Genomic DNA, 15,152 nt, shown 5'->3' with positions numbered 1-15,152 from the left:
CCCCGCATCAGCGCGGCGTCAGAATAAGCCTGATGCCCAGCGCAACAAAACCCGCGGCAAAGGCCAGGTTCAAACCCCGAAGGATCGCCGGGCGGGTGAGGACGTGGCGGCGCATGGCGGCGGAAAAGGCGCCATAGAGCATAAACACCAGCAGGGTCATCAGCATAAAAATGGCGCTCAGCAGCAGCATATCTTCCGTCGGCGAGGGGGACTCGCTGCGCATAAACTGCGGTAAAAATGCCAGAAAAAAGAGCGGAAGCTTGGGATTAAGCAGGTTTATCAATACCGCGTGAGCGATGATTTTACCCGCGCTCCGCGCGGTGTCTGGCGCGTCGAGGCGCAGCGAGCCGCGCTGCCTGAGGGTTATCCACGCCAGATACAGCAGCCAGGCGACGCCGAGGTAGCGCACGCCCTCAAACGCCAGCGGGCTGCCGTGGAGAATGGCCGCCAGCCCGGTTACCGCCGCCAGCATATGAGGAATAATCCCCAGCGTGCAGCCCAGCGCGGCGGCGTAGCTCATTCTGCTGCCGGCGGAGAGTCCGGTAGCAATGGTGTAGAGCGCGCCGGTGCCGGGGGCGACGACAACGATCAGGGAGGTGATAAGAAATTCAGGGGTGATAAGCGACATAGCATGCTCTTCGTTTAGGGAGAAAGAGCCTGAGTATTTCGCAGCGAAGCCGGCGCGTATTGAACAAAATTGCAGGCAGGCTAGCCGATCGCGGAGAGGTAGTATCCCGGCGTCATCCCGAACTGTTTCAGGAAGGCGCGGGTGAAGTGGCTCTGATCGGCGAAGCCCGCCATCAGCGCCGCTTCGGCCAGGCCGTTCCCCTCCGCCAGCAGCCGGCGGGCCAGACGCACGCGGGACTGGATCAGATAGGCGTGCGGGGTAATCCCGGTTGCGCGGGCGAAGCCGCGTATCAGCTGGAAACGGCTGATACCGCAAAGCGCGGCGAGATGCTCGAGGGTTATCTTATTTTCCGGCGCATCGTCGAGATACTCTTTTGCCAGAGCGATGCCCGGCGAGCCGGGCTCTCCCGGCGGCTTCACCAGCAGGTGGCGGCGGGAGATCTGCATCAGGCAAAGAAGAAAGGCTTCCTCTACGGCGCCGCCGTCGGGGGACGCGGCGCGGATTTCGCTGAACATGCGCGCCATCAGCCCGTTCAGCCGAGGATCCTCAACGACCGGGCGCAGGATGATATCCTCCGCCTTTGAGCCCACGGGGAGCGCCTGCTCGACCAGCAGGGGATCGATATACAGCATCTGCCAGCCGCGAGGGCCGTGCAGCGGCGCGCCGTCGTGAATTTCGCCGGGGTTGACCATAATGACGTTGCCGGCAGCGGCGTCAACTTTGCCGATATGGCTCCACGAACGCTGGGCGCCGTGGGTAAAAACGCCGATGCCGAACCGGTCGTGAGAGTGGCGGGAGAAGCTGTGCTCGGTGAGTAGCGACAGCGCTTCGAGCCCGGCGATCGGAACTTTGTGCTGCTGAACCTGATGTACATAGCGCTTCACCTTGCCCCTCCGTTTACCGATAGCCCTGTATCCAGTCTGGCAGCGTCATCCCCGAAATCAAGCGCGCGGCGCGTTTGGCGGCGCCGGCGGCGGGCATTTTGCGGCCTTAAAATAACATTTAGCTAACATATTTGAGCTACACTAGCGCTCTGTATCGCGCCGGTGCACCTTTGTGCGCGGGCGCAAATAGAGTGGATCAATCATGGATATAAAACAACTCAAGTATCTGATCGCCCTCGATCGGACCCGCCATTTTGGCCAGGCGGCGGCGGCCTGTCATATCACCCAGCCGACGCTCTCGATGCGCATTCGCAGCCTGGAAGAGGAGCTAAATCTCGTGCTGATCCAGCGCGGGCAGCGCTTCGAGGGCTTTACTCCCGAAGGGGAACGCATTCTGGCATGGGCGCGGGCGCTGCTCGCCGCCCACGACGGGCTGGAAGCGGAGGCGGCCATTTGCCGCGGGCAGATGGTTGGCCAGCTGCGGGTCGGCATGGTGCCGCTGGCCAGCCTCAACCCGATGCAGCTGATTAAGCCCCTGACGGAGAAGTATCCCGAGCTGCAGTTTAGCCTGCTGTCGCTGACCTCGGAGCAGATTATCGACGGCGTGAGCCGTAACCAGCTCGATCTCGGGATCTGCTACCTGCACCACGTCGATAGCCAGCTTTTCAACGTGCAGTGGCTCCCGGCGACCCGGATGGGGCTGCTGCACGATAGGCGCCACTTTCAGTTCGCTGCGGGGATCCCCGACTGGGATGCGCTGGCCGCATTGCCGCTCGGCTTTCTCACCAAAGGGATGTACTACCGCGAATCGATCGAAATGAGCTTTAAGGGCAAAGGGCTGTCGCCAAAATACGTCTTTGAAAGCGACTCCACGTTCCAGATCATACAGGCGGTGCAGGCGGGCATCTGCTGCGCCATTATGCCGCTCAACAACGGTCTGGAGGCCCTGAGCGACAACCTGGAGATTATCCCGATAGCCGAAACGGCAGTGGATTCGATGCTGGCGCTGATTATGCGCAATCAAGAGCCGGTGTCGTCGCTGGCGGAAAAATGCTTCGCCGACGCGCAGGCGATATTTGGCTAATTGTTTAACAGAATATAATGTATGAATTAACGCTCCGGGGAAACCGGGGCGTTAATTCATATCATGGCAAAACCTTTGCGTAATTAATTACAGCCGTAGGCGGCTATTCTGCCATAAAGATCCTGGAACGACTCTTGCGTCAGTACATCACCCCGCAGCACCGAAACGGTAAAGTGAAAGAACGGCGTGAAGATGATATCCATGTCGTTATATTCTTGCTGCTTTAAACCGCAGGCTGCATACAGCCTGCCTGCCAGCGTTGTTGATGAGGAACGGGCGATATCGAGCAGCTTTCCCGTAGCGTCCGGAGATGAGGCCACCGTTCTTAACGCCTGCTCCCCGGCGCTTTTATGCGCGATAAAGCCGTTATAACCGGTGGAAAAATACTGCGTGCTGGCGATCGTTTTTACAGCATCAGGTAATTCAATCTTTGCGCTGGCTGACTCAGCCGAGCACGTTATTAATAGCGTAATAAGTAATCGTATAATGAGTCTTGATTTTTTAAGCATCGGGCTTGAGCCATAAATAATTCATTGGACATCTATAGCACGTGAAAAAATAGCGATCAATGAATAGCGTTAATTATCCGCTTTGCCATTCATATTTATCAAGTCCATGAATGGATTGTTTTTATTATATTGGTGACGAGGGTTTTATAAATCAAGACGCGGGCTCTGCCGTTGCCGCCGGAAGCGTCCCGGCGGCAAGGCGTGCGGCTAGATTTTTTCGAGGCTGATACCGCGGGTTTTCGGCCCAAAAATACCGACCGAGAGCATCACCATCAGCATGCTGGCCACGATAAAGCTAATCACTCCCGGCGCACCGGCGTACTGCAGAATGATGCCGATCAGAATGCTGGTAATGGCCGTCGAGAGGCGGCTGAACGAGTAGCAGAAGCCGACCGCCCGGGCGCGAATGTGGGTCGGGAACACCTCGGCCTGATAGGCATGATAGCTGATGGTCAGCCAGGCGTTGGACCAGGTGATCATAAAGCCGCAGATAACAAGCATCACCGGACTATTCTGCAGGGCGAAAAGGGTGCCGAACACCACCGTCATTAGCGCGGAGAGCACGATCTGCCATTTGTTCTCGAAGCGATGAACAAAGCGGGTGCAGAACAGGCAGCCAATCGGATAGGCGAGGGTAATGAAAAAGGCGTACAGCAGGCTGTGGGTTATGCTCGCGCCCTGGCCTGACAGCAGCGCCGGCAGCCAGTTGCCGAAGCCAAAAAAGCCGATCGCCTGGAAGAAGTTCATGACCATCAGCATGATGGTGCGTTTGCGATACTCCGGCGCCCAAATCTCCTTAAAGGTGCCGGTCTGCGTTTTAGCGGTCCCGGCCTCCGTGCGGTGCTGCGGCGAGGGGGCAATCCCGCAGCGCTGCTCCATCTCACACATCACCGCATGGGCGTCGTCGTTGCGGCCTTTGACTTCCAGCCAGCGGGCCGACTCCGGCAGCTTCTTGCGGATGACCCAGATAACCAGCGAGCACAGCGCGCCGAAGATAATCACCCAGCGCCAGCCGCTCAGGCCGAACAGGGTGATGGGTACCAGCATCCATGACATCAGCGCCACGGCGGGCACCGAGAGAAACTGAATGAAAAAGGCAAAGGCGAAGGCTTTGTTGCGCAGATGGGTCGGAACCCATTCGCTTAAGTAGGTGTCGATGGTGACCAGCTCAATCCCGAGGCCAATGCCGACGAGGAAACGAAAGAAAATAACCCCCTCCGCGCTGCTCTGAAAGGCCATCAGCAGCGAGAATACGCCGTACCAGGCGAGCGCAAACATAAAGGTCAGGCGGCGGCCGAGCTTATCCGCCAGCGGCGCGAGGAGGCTGGCGCCGATAAACAGGCCGAAAAAGGTCGCCGAGGCGAAGGCGGCCTGATCCGATATGCCGAAAATGCCCTGCTCGCCGACGTGAAAGATATTCTCCGCCAGCAGGCCGGTGCTGATGTACCCGGTCTGAAAAAGATCGTACAGCTCGAAGAAACCACCGAGCGCCAGCAGGGTGATAAATGACCACAGGCCGAAGGAGGCAGGCAGGGCATCGATGCGGCTGGTCAGGCTGGAGTGGGGCTGTCCTGCGGGGGCAAAGGGCGCATCCCCCAGAACGTGGGTGGTAGACATATTATTATTTTCCTCAGATAAAATGTTTGCCTGCTAATGTTAATTGATTGTTAATAGTATTAAATTTTTAATCGCCCGCTCTATATCTATTCTTCAGATGGATATCTGGTTAATTTCCTCATGGGCTGTGGAATACGCTGGTTTTTCGCGATCGGGCGGCTTGGATTTGAATGAAATGACTAACGCGGGCCGCAGGATCGGGTTCGGGTGGAGAAGACGGGATAGGGGAACGGCGTCGCGAAGCGTATCGATGTCGTTATCGATGACGCCCCGCGTTAACGCCACCGGCGGCGGACGGGGAATGACTTATCCACACTCATTGCGCTCAGGCGTTTACTTTAAGCGGATATCACTCTCTTTCGCCCACTTTCTTAAGCGTCCGCAGGCATTCGCATAAGGTGACGACGTGTTAAACGAGATCATTCGCCCCATCGTCCATTTTGTGTACCAGGGTTTGGCGTACAAAATGTCATCGCTGCGCTCGTCAATCAGCTGGACTATCTCATTTTTTACCCTCTGCAGCTCAGCGATTAGCGAGTCGTAGCTTAAGTCCCTGTAGTCTGAGTAAAATTTTTGCGCCAGAAGGCCAAGCTGATTCCATTTATAGCCGGTCTCCGGAAAATCGACGGCCAGCCCTTTAGCATCAGAAACGATCCATTTTACGACCAGCACATTCCATCCCAGCAGGTACGAAACGAGGTCATGAATGCTCATCTGGCTGCCTTTGGCGTGCCCATCCATTGCGCGCTCTGCGGTAAGCTCTGCCGGTATGGCATGCAGGTAGCCGATTAATTTGTCGAAGTTTTTATCGATAGCGCTCAGTAATTCAGATTTTGTTTGCGGCACGCTCATAAAGAATTCCCTCTCACGTAAGTTCGGTATATGCGCATTAAGACAAGTTCCCGGCTCGTTAAGGGGATAGTAGCGCTGAAAATGAGCCCGGGGGCACGCTGAGGTCACGCATTTGTCAATGCCGTACCTTTTTTTCCCCAGGCGCTGTGGCCTATTTTGCGTCCTCTCGCTGCGGAGGGAGCGCCTGCAGTATTCTGCTGGCCTCAGCTTCGCTCAGCGGATAGTCAAAAAAGCGCTGATAAAAGTCGCGGGTGACCGCGAGCATATCAATCTCGGCGAAGCGCTGAGGCTGGAGCTGCTTTGCCGCCCACTGAATTTGCAGCGCGCTTTCGCTCCCGTAGCGATCCCAGGGGAAAACCCCCGCCGGGTTTTGCAGCACCCGGTGATTTTTGACCGCCCGCAGGGTGGAGAAGAGGTCACGATAGGCGGAGTGGGCTAAATCACCGCATCCCGCGCCAAGGATAATCACATCCGGCTGCCAGGCCAGCACCTTTTCCGGCGAAATCTCCTGCATATTGCCTTCGATCCCGACGGCCGCGTTCTGCCCGCCGGCCAGGCGGATCCAGGTGTCGATCAGCGTATGACCGCCGTCGACCTTCAGCGGCTTCAGCGACTGGATATGCAGCACGCGCGGGCGTTCGGCGTCGGTCAGCGCGGCGGTGCGCTGGCCGATACGCGCGATAGCCTGCTGTAAATAGCGGTTGTAGGCCTGGGCTCTGGCCAGCGCCTGCGGCGTCCCGAGCACCTCGGCGGTGGTGGTGACGGAACGCGCCAGCGACGGGTAATCGGTAAAGCTCATCTCCATGACCGGCAGACCGGCCTGGCGGTACGCTTCGGCATCGCCGTTGCCCCGGGCGACAAACACCACCTCGGCCCCGCGCGCCAGCAGCGCCTCGCTGGTGAAGTGCGGGCCGCGGCTGATAAGCGCCTGGTTGAGGCGGGGAGTGAGGTGAAACATCCACGGGCGGCTGTCCGGTCGATTTACCGTCGCAACGATGGTATCTCCCGCGCCGAGGGTCATCAGCAGCGAGTGGTGGGCAAACCACCCCTCGGCGATACGATCAACGCGATCCGGCAGCGTGACGCTACGCCCGGCGTCGTCCGTCAGCTGGCGGCTGGCGAGAGCCGGAAACGTGAGCCAGGCGCAAAGTAAGGCGGCAGCGATTTTTTTCATTATGATCCTTAGAAATCAAACTGTACCGAGGCCGTCGCTTCGCGCGGTGCGCCGAGCTGCGAGCTGGCGTAGCCGGTGCCGGTGTAGCCGGTAAGGGCGCCCGGAACGATATTGGTCCAGTAGCGGCGGTTGGTCACGTTAGTGACTGCTAACCGGAAGGTGGTGTCGGTCCCGAACAGCCGGGTGCGATAGTTGCTGCCGACATCCACGGTGGTATAGCTGCCGACCCAGCCGTCGTTGGCGCTATCGGTGGCCCGGCGGCCGACGTAGCGAACGCTGCTGTTCATGTCCAGCCCCGGAAGCGCATCGATGCTGTAAATCACCAGCATATTGGCGGTGAAGCGAGGCAGGCCGACCACCTGTTTGCCGTCAGCGCTGGCGCTGGCGGTATTGTGCAGACGCGGGTCGAGCCAGGTGCCGCCGCCGAACACGCGCAGAGCGGGCGTGATGCGGCCATCGGCCATCAGCTCCAGCCCGCGGTTTTTCTGCGTTCCGTCTTCGGCGAAATCACCGCTGTCGTTGGTGTAGGCAAACGGGCGCTCGGCCTGGAACAGCGCCGCGGTGAGCAGCAGATCGTTATGCACCGCATACTTGGCCCCGCCTTCAAGCTGGCGGCTGCGGTAGGGATTGAGAACCTCGCCGGCGTTATTGGCGCCGGCCGGGGCGGTGTCGCCCTGCTGCATGCTGTTGGCCCAGGTGGTATAGAGCGTCAGATTATCGACCGGCTTATACATCAGGCTGGCGGATCCGCTGGTACCGCGGTCATCGTGGCTGCTGCTGCGCTGGCTGCTCTTGCCGTAGTTGTCGACGGTAAACAGGCTTTCGCTGCCGGAGAGCAGCAGGCTCCATTGCGGGCTGAAGGTCAGGGTATCGTTGAGCAGAAAGACGTGCTGGGTGGTGGTCGCTGAATGATAGCGATCGGTGAAGTCCGGGTAATCCGGGCGCTCGTAGTCAGGGCTGTCTTCGAGGGTCGAACTGCCGAGCTTTTGCGTCCCGCCATCGCGGGGGTTGTAGTTCTTCCACACGAAGCCGCGTACCCCCATCGCCAGGTCATGCTGCAGCCAGCCGGTATCAACGCTGCCGGTCAGGTTGGCGAGATAGCTATTGATGGTAAAGCGGCTGGCGGCGGAGTTTGAGGTGGTGGTGGTATAGCTGCCGTTATTATCGGTTAAGGTGTTGGTGACGGTGGTGGATTCGCGATCCGCAATCTGGCGCAGGACGCCAACGTCCAGCAGCCAGTTGCCGTCAAAGTCGTGTTTGATATGCAGGCTGCCGGTGGTCGTGGCGTCGTCGTTGCCGGCGTAATACTGGCCGTACTTGCTTTTGGTCGGATCAAGCGGCGACGGGAAACGGGTGCCTTTGGCTAAAGCAAAGGAGCCGGGCAGCCCCTTTTGATAAAAGTGATAGTAGCTAAAATTGCTCTCCAGAACCGTCTGGTCGGTGAGCTGAAAATCGAGCGCCAGGCCCGCGTACTGGTTGCGTTGACGGCTGCCGTGGGTGTAGCCGTTGCCGTCCTGGCTCATCAGGTTCAGGCGATATTTTACCCTGTCACCGGCGTCCAGCGGGCCGCTGAGATCCAGCGCGGCGTTGGCGCCGGAGCCGGTTCCGCCGCCCACCGTGACCCGCCGCAGCGGCACGTCGCTGGCGCGCTTAGAGACGAGGTTAAACATGCCCGCCGGGTTTGCCGGGCCATACAGCGCGCCGGCCATCCCGCTCAGGACCTCAACGCGCTGAAACTGCTCGGCCGGGTACTCGGTGGTGGAGACCACGTTCAGCCCGTCGATGGTGCTGTTCTGCACCACGCTGCCCTGCATGCCGCGGGTCTGCGGACGAACGCCGTCGCCCTGAACCGAGGGCAGGTAGCGATAGACGTCCTTCACGCTGCCGGCCTGTACCTGGCGGGTGAGCGAATCCGACAGGGTCTGTACCGACCACGGGACGTCAATCAGCCTGCGTTTGCCGAGGCTGCCAAGCGTAGCCTGCTGTTCGGCGGCGGGCGTGGCGCTATCCAGCGTTTCGGTCGGTGTAGCAGCGGTGACGACCATGGTTTCTGCGGCCTGAAGCGGCAGGGTCATCAGCAGAGAGGAACAGGGGATCATCCCGGTTAATAGAACGAGTTTATATGAGCGCATTGAGTTAATTTCAGACGAATGAAAACGGAATGAGGCGAGAAAAATCTCGCCTCTGTCTGAAGGGTACGGGTTTTATTTGTATGACAAAAAGATAGAGCCATTCGCTATGTATGTCAATATATAACGAATGGTTTCTTTACTTAATAAAAACGAGGCCGGGCAGAATGTCGCCCGATTTTCAGGCCTGCTGATAGACCATTCGGTAACCGCCTTCGACGGCCTTAAGCCGCGCAAAGCCGGCGCTGGCGAGGTGCATGCCGGCAATCAGCCACTGCTCGCTGGCCGCCTGCGCCAGAATACGTCTCCGGGTCTCTGCCGCCTCGGCGGGGTCGGCGTCAAAGGCGACTGCGACGGCCGGCAGGGCCGACTGAATATGCGGGAAATGCACAATGTCGCCCCAGATCAGCAGGGGCTCATCCCCGGCAGCGATACGAAACCCGCTGTGACCCGGCGTGTGCCCGGGCAGCCAGACCGGGCGAATGCCGGGGAGCACCTCATCGTCCGTTAGCAGGTTAACCCGCTCCTCATAGGCCGCAAGGGTGCGGCGAAACAGCGTGAAATTGCCCTGAACCCGCTCGCTGGCCCGCATCAACAGGGCGTCATCCTGCCAGTATGCGACCTCGCGGGGGTGCAGATGCAGCCGGGCGTTTTTATAGACGGCCTTGCCGTCGGCATCGAGCAGTCCGCCAATATGGTCAGGGTGGCCGTGGGTCAGCAGGATCGTATCGACGTCGGCCGGAGCGATACCCAGCTCACGAAGGCGCGCGGGGAGCTCACCTCCGGCGTTATTCCGCCCGCCGGTGCCGGCATCCACGAGGATCGTGCGTCCCTGGCCGCGGATCAGATAGGCGTTGATATGCAGCACCTGCGGGTCAGCTATTCCGGCCGCGCGCTGCCTTTCGTCGGCTTCTGCCGGATCGATGCCGGAGAGGATACCGAGGCTGACGGACATATTCCCGTCGCTCAGCGCGGTCACCCGATAATCGCCAACCCGACGGCTGATGGCGTTAATTATGCTCATGAACGCCTCCCTGGAGGGGATACAGCTGGTCGGTTAGCGGCTGGTACAGGCAGATGTCGGCGGTAGCGGCGAGCAGGCGGGCCTTGTCTGGCGGAATGACGTACGCCAGCCGGCCTTCAGGGGCGCTATCCAGGCCGGCGGCCCGCAGCCGCCACGGCCGGTAGCCCAGCTCGCGGTCAAGAACATCGAGGGGCCGCGCGGCGAGCAGCAGGATCTGCTCTGCGGACACCGCCGGAGCCGGCTCCGCGCACTGATAAAGACCGCGTCGCCAGTCGCCGATGCTGGCCTGCCACTGCGCAAAGCTGCCGCCGCCCTTGAGGCGGTACTCCGCGCCGGTGAGAACCGCGGCGTCGCGAACGGTGTGAATGGCCAGCCAGACCGGGCAGCCCGGCGTGAGGGCCCTGAAGCGCTGGGAGGTGCTGAAGCCGTCAACGCTCAGCAGCGCCGGGAGCTTCACCCGGGTGTAAAAATCATTCCATTCGGCTTCGCTGGTCGGGTCGGTATAGGTGCATTCAACGATATAAAGCATAAACGGGCCTCTGCATGAAGGTGAACAGCGCATTGCTGATATTTCATCATGTTACTGGCTGTATTTAGCCGCCTGAATCGATATTATCTCATCGTGTAGTGACATTTCGTCACTGAACGTATTCATATCCAGGGGCGCAATTATGCGAAGAAAACTGCCCAGCAGCGCGTCGTTACAGGCGTTTGACGCGGCGGCAAGGCACGGTAATTTTGCCCGCGCGGCGGAGGAGCTCTCCCTGACCGAAGGCGCCGTCAGCCGGCAGATTGGGCGACTTGAGGCCCTGCTGAACTGCCGATTGTTCGACCGCACCGGAACCCGCGTGCGGCTGAACCCTAACGGCGCGCGCTATGCCCACCGGGTGCGCGAGACGCTTGAGCGCCTCGACCGGGACACCCAGTACTTAACGGGAATGGCCGACGGCAGCCGCAGCCTCGAGATCGCCGCGCTGCCGACCTTCGCCAGCCGCTGGCTGATCCCGCGCCTCAGCGGTTTTAACCGCCGGCACCCGGACATCACGCTGAATATCGCGGTCCGCACGGACCCCTTTATCCTGACCGGCAGCGGGTTTGACGCGGCGGTTCATTTTGAGCACCCGGCGTGGGCCGGAATGCGTATCCGCTTTCTGCTCCAGGAAAAGCTGGTCCCGGTGTGCCATCCCTCGCTGCTGACCGCGCGGGACAGCGGCGAGCAGCTGAACGCGCTGCCGCGTATTCACCGGCGGCAAAATCCGGATGCGTGGCAGCGCTACGCCGAGGAGAGCGGCATCGCGCTGGACAATCCGTCCCGGGGCGTGCGCTACGATCTGCATGAGATGGCCATCTCCGCCGTGCAGGCCGGGCTTGGCGTTGCGCTGCTGCCGCAGGTGTACGTCGAAAACGAGCTCCGCAGCGGGGCGCTGGTTGCCCCCTGGCCGGTTTCCGCGCGGCTGAACAAAAATTTCTGCCTGGTCAAGCCGGTTGAAACGGGGATTAACGAAAGCGCATTAGAGGATTTTGAGCGCTGGCTGCTGGCGGAAATCAGCGGCGAACCGGCATAGCGGGCGCCGTTTTTTGCCGCCGGTGCGGTTAACGCGCTTTCGCCGATCGTAGAGTGGTCAACGGCGGTAATTGTGCCTACACTGCCGTCGTTGAACCGCCGCCGCTGACCCTGGGAAGAGACAATAATGACGCAAGGAACGAGCGATTTTAGTTTTGCCGCGCTGATGGCGCAGCGCGCCCGGGAGCTGGCTCTGAGCCTTGATAGCGACCAGCAGGCGCTGGTTGCGCGGCTTGATGCGCTGGGGCAGAGGCTGCTGGCGCAAAGCGCCGCTCCCGGCAAAGGTCTTTACGTCTGGGGACGCACCGGGCGCGGCAAAAGCCTGCTCGTCGATAGCTTCTTTGCCGGCCTGCCGCTGGCGGCCAGGCGCCGGGTGCACTTCCACTCCTTTTTTCGCGAACTGCATCAGCGCCTGAACGCGCCCACTTCGCCGTCGCTGCCGGAGGCTATCGCGCAGATGACCGACGGCTGCCGGCTGATCTGTTTTGACGAGTTCCATCTTCACGATCCGGCGGATGCGATGCTGGTTAAGCCGCTGCTGGCGCAGCTGTTTCAGCGCGGCGTCGTCCTGATGGTAACCTCCAACTACCCCCCGGAACGGCTGCTGGAAGATCCGCTATACCATGCGCGCTTTTTGCCCTCGATTGCGTTAATTAAACAGCATATGACGGTGGTCGCGCTCGACGGCGAAGAGGACTACCGGGCGCGCCATGCGCCGGCGGAGAGCCCGTTTTGCCAGGGGCTGCTGCTGGTCCAGCCGTCGGACCACACCCGCAGGCGGCATGCTTTACCCGAGCCCGCCGCCAGGGCGCTGACGCTGCCGGTCGGGTATCGCACCCTTGAGGTGGCCTCCGCGCCGGCGGCTTTCTTACATTTTACCTTTAGCCAGCTGTGCCAGGGCCCGACGTCGGTGATGGACTACCTGACGCTATGCGAGAGCCATTCATGCTGGCTGCTGGACGCGGTGCCGCCTCTGGGTCACGCGGGACCGGCGGCGCAGCAGCGGTTTATCAACCTGGTGGATGTGCTCTATGAGAAGCAGTGTCGGCTGGTGCTGGTGAGCGAATGCGGATTACCCGAGCTGGTCGCGGGAGTTGAGCGGGAAGATATTCAGCGAACCTACAGTCGGCTGCAGCAGCTGAGGAAAGAATAGGGCGGGAAGAGAGAAGCCCCGGCGGGCGAGAAGCCTGCCGGGGTGGGTGATTACAGATCGAAACGGTCGAGGTTCATCACTTTGGTCCAGGCCGCCACGAAGTCGGTGACCAGCTTCTGCTGCGCATCCTGGCTGGCGTAAACTTCTGCCAGCGCGCGCAGCACCGAGTTAGAACCAAACACCAGGTCGGCGCGGGTGGCGGTGAACCGGCTCTCGCCGCTCTTACGATCGCGGCCTTCAAACAGTTCGCCCCGTTCGTCGGTGGCTTTCCAGACGGTCGCCATGCTCAGGAGATTGACGAAGAAGTCGTTGCTGAGAACGCCCCGGCGGTCGGTGAAGACGCCGTGCTGGCTGCCGTCAAAGTTAGCCCCCAGCACGCGTAACCCCCCGACCAGCACGGTAAGCTCCGGCGCGGTCAGCGTCAGCTGCTGGGCTTTGTCCAGCAGCAGCGTCTCGGTAGACACGCCCCCTTCAATACGGCGATAGTTGCGGAAACCATCCGCCAGCGGCTCGAGCAAACCGACGGATTCGATATCGGTCTGATCCTGACGGGCGTCCACGCGGCCCGGCGCAAACGGTACGGTGACCGCTACGCCTGCGGCAGCGGCGGCCTGCTCAACGCCGACCGAGCCCGCCAGCACGATAATATCGGCCAGCGATGCTTTCCCGGAGGCTTTTTGAATCGCCTGCAGGGTAGGCAGAACCTTCGCCGCGATGGCGTTGACCGGCCAGTCTTTCTGCGGCGCCAGCGCCAGACGCGCGCCGTTGGCCCCGCCGCGCTTATCACCGCCGCGGAAGGTGGAAGCCGAAGCCCAGGCAACGGAAACCAGTTCGCTCACCGACAGGCCCGCATCGGCAATGGCGATTTTCAGGGTGGCGATATCCGCCTCGCTCGGGCTGTGGACAGCAGCCGGGAGCGGGTCCTGCCAGATCAGATCTTCTTTCGGGACTTCCGGTCCGAGGTAGCGGGATTTTGGCCCCATATCGCGGTGAATCAGCTTGAACCAGGCGCGGGCAAAGGCTTCATTAAAGGCCTGCGGATCGTTGAGGAAGCGGCGGGAAATCTTATCGAAATCCGGGTCGAAGCGCAGCGTCAGGTCGGTAACCAGCATCGTTGGCTTACGCTTTTTCTCCGGGTCAAACGGATCGGGGATCAGGTCCGGCGCGTCTGTGGCTTCAAACTGAATGGCGCCGGCCGGGCTGCGGGTCTGTACCCACTCATATTTGTAGAGGTTTTCGAAGAAGTAGTTGCTCCACTGGGTCGGCGTCTGGGTCCAGACAACCTCAAGGCCAGAGGTGATCGCGTCCGCCCCGGCGCCGCTGCCGTAGGTGCTGGACCAGCCAAGGCCCTGAGCCTCGATGCCGGCCGCTTCCGGCTCGGCGCCCACGTGGCTGGTGACCGCCGCGCCGTGGGTTTTACCCAGCGTATGGCCGCCGGCAATCAGGGCCACGATCTCTTCATCGTCCATCCCCATGTTGCCAAAGGTGGCGCGAATCGCCGACGCCGCAGAGAGCGGCTCGCCGCTGGCGTTCGGGCCTTCCGGGTTGACGTAAATCAGGCCCATTTCGGTTGCGCCCAGCGGCTGCTGCGCCAGGCTTTCCGGATGACGGTGCTCAAGCCAGGCTTTTTCATTCCCCCAGTCAACGTCGAGGTCCGGTTCCCACACGTCTTCACGTCCGGCGCCGAAGCCAAAGGTACGGAAACCGGCATTTTCCAACGCCACGTTACCCGCCAGCATATAGAGGTCGGCCCAGGAGATTTTCTGGCCATATTTTTGTTTGACCGGCCACAGCAGGCGGCGGGCCTTATCCAGGCTGACGTTGTCCGGCCAAGAGTTCAGCGGAGCGAAACGCTGCTGACCGCGGCCGCTGCCGCCGCGCCCGTCAACGGTACGGTAGGTACCGGCACCGTGCCAGGCCATACGAATAAACAGCCCAATGTAGCTGCCCCAGTCTGCCGGCCACCACTCCTGGGAGTCGGTTAGCAGGGCTCTCAGATCGGCTTTTAGCGCGGAGTAATCGAGTTTTTTAAACTCTTCCCGGTAGTTAAATTCTTCACCCAGCGGATTGGAGCGGCTGGAGTGCTGGTTCAGCAGATCCACACGCAGCTGGTTTGGCCACCAGTCTCGGTTAGCTGTGCCGCCGCCGGCGCTTTGCGTGGGCGTCGCGGTATGAAAAGGACACTTCCCTGCGGACGCGTTGTTAGATGAATCGTTAGACGTGCTCATATCAGGCTCCGTTTACTTTTGTGAATGCCATTACGATATACACTGCTTCCAATAAGCGATACTTGAATAAATCTACGGAATTAATAGTTATATCCTTTTAACAGCGGGTGATAAAGAAATCCATATGTTATTTGTGGTTAAAGCGCAAAATACGTAAAAGCGACTTACTAACCATAGTATTAACGTATTAGTTTAGGAAATCGTCGCGGCACGTTTGGCGATAAAAGCGCCAGTCCACCAGCAAAAATCTTATGCATCAGCGGCGGCGGGCAACATGGGCATTACCCATGACGCGAAGCCGGGCAT

General features: G+C 60.3%; 13 protein-coding genes. 3 read left to right on the top strand and 10 right to left on the bottom strand.

The features are described from left to right. Positions 1–7: 7 nt before the first annotated feature. Positions 8–628 carry a LysE family translocator gene (locus tag EDF75_RS13925; RefSeq protein WP_133599838.1) on the bottom strand — a complete coding sequence of 207 codons (621 nt, stop codon included), beginning with the start codon at positions 626–628 and terminating at the stop codon, positions 8–10. 80 nt (positions 629–708) lie between these two features. Further along, the gene (locus EDF75_RS13920) at positions 709–1,512 is read right to left on the bottom strand and encodes a helix-turn-helix transcriptional regulator (protein WP_133599837.1); all 804 of its coding nucleotides are present in this window, start codon (positions 1,510–1,512) and stop codon (positions 709–711) included. 202 nt (positions 1,513–1,714) lie between these two features. Here EDF75_RS13920 and EDF75_RS13915 point away from each other — a divergent pair, with 202 nt between their 5' ends. Continuing rightward, positions 1,715–2,596, top strand: coding sequence for a LysR family transcriptional regulator (locus EDF75_RS13915; protein WP_133599836.1), 882 nt, complete (start codon positions 1,715–1,717; stop codon positions 2,594–2,596). A gap of 83 nt (positions 2,597–2,679) precedes the next feature. On the opposite strand, the gene EDF75_RS13910 is transcribed toward EDF75_RS13915, so the two are convergent. The 7 genes from EDF75_RS13910 to EDF75_RS13880 all read right to left on the bottom strand — a co-directional run bounded on the left by EDF75_RS13910 (position 2,680) and on the right by EDF75_RS13880 (position 10,430). Next, on the bottom strand, positions 2,680–3,105 hold the full coding sequence (locus EDF75_RS13910; protein ID WP_133599835.1) for a hypothetical protein: 426 nt from the start codon (positions 3,103–3,105) through the stop codon (positions 2,680–2,682). Positions 3,106–3,312: 207 nt separating this feature from the next. Next, entirely contained in the window at positions 3,313–4,722 is a 1,410-nt protein-coding gene (locus EDF75_RS13905) for an MFS transporter (protein ID WP_133599834.1), read from the bottom strand. A gap of 333 nt (positions 4,723–5,055) precedes the next feature. Further along, entirely contained in the window at positions 5,056–5,574 is a 519-nt protein-coding gene (locus EDF75_RS13900) for a ClbS/DfsB family four-helix bundle protein (protein ID WP_133599833.1), read from the bottom strand. Positions 5,575–5,725: 151 nt separating this feature from the next. Then, positions 5,726–6,748, bottom strand: coding sequence for an ABC transporter substrate-binding protein (locus tag EDF75_RS13895; protein WP_133599832.1), 1,023 nt, complete (start codon positions 6,746–6,748; stop codon positions 5,726–5,728). Between the two features lie 8 nt (positions 6,749–6,756). Beyond that, complete coding sequence (locus EDF75_RS13890; protein WP_133599831.1) at positions 6,757–8,880, bottom strand: TonB-dependent receptor; 2,124 nt, start codon at positions 8,878–8,880, stop codon at positions 6,757–6,759. Positions 8,881–9,058: 178 nt separating this feature from the next. Next, complete coding sequence (locus EDF75_RS13885; protein WP_133599830.1) at positions 9,059–9,901, bottom strand: MBL fold metallo-hydrolase; 843 nt, start codon at positions 9,899–9,901, stop codon at positions 9,059–9,061. Next, complete coding sequence (locus EDF75_RS13880; protein WP_133599829.1) at positions 9,888–10,430, bottom strand: sugar ABC transporter; 543 nt, start codon at positions 10,428–10,430, stop codon at positions 9,888–9,890. The genes EDF75_RS13885 and EDF75_RS13880 overlap by 14 nt, the downstream gene beginning before the upstream one ends. 142 nt (positions 10,431–10,572) lie before the next feature. Between EDF75_RS13880 and EDF75_RS13875 the strand changes: the two genes are divergently transcribed. Both EDF75_RS13875 and zapE read left to right on the top strand, forming a co-directional pair. After that, entirely contained in the window at positions 10,573–11,466 is an 894-nt protein-coding gene (locus tag EDF75_RS13875; RefSeq protein ID WP_133599828.1) for a LysR substrate-binding domain-containing protein, read from the top strand. 126 nt (positions 11,467–11,592) lie between these two features. Further along, positions 11,593–12,618, top strand: coding sequence for a cell division protein ZapE (gene zapE / locus EDF75_RS13870; protein ID WP_133599827.1), 1,026 nt, complete (start codon positions 11,593–11,595; stop codon positions 12,616–12,618). Between the two features lie 50 nt (positions 12,619–12,668). On the opposite strand, the gene katG is transcribed toward zapE, so the two are convergent. Next, entirely contained in the window at positions 12,669–14,846 is a 2,178-nt protein-coding gene (gene katG / locus EDF75_RS13865; protein WP_133599826.1) for a catalase/peroxidase HPI, read from the bottom strand. Positions 14,847–15,152 lie beyond the last annotated feature (306 nt).

The organism is Klebsiella sp. BIGb0149 (assembly GCF_004362605.1).
Classification (GTDB): domain Bacteria; phylum Pseudomonadota; class Gammaproteobacteria; order Enterobacterales; family Enterobacteriaceae; genus Klebsiella; species Klebsiella terrigena.
Note: the sequence above shows the minus strand (reverse complement) of the source record. Positions and strands in the feature narration are given on the sequence as shown.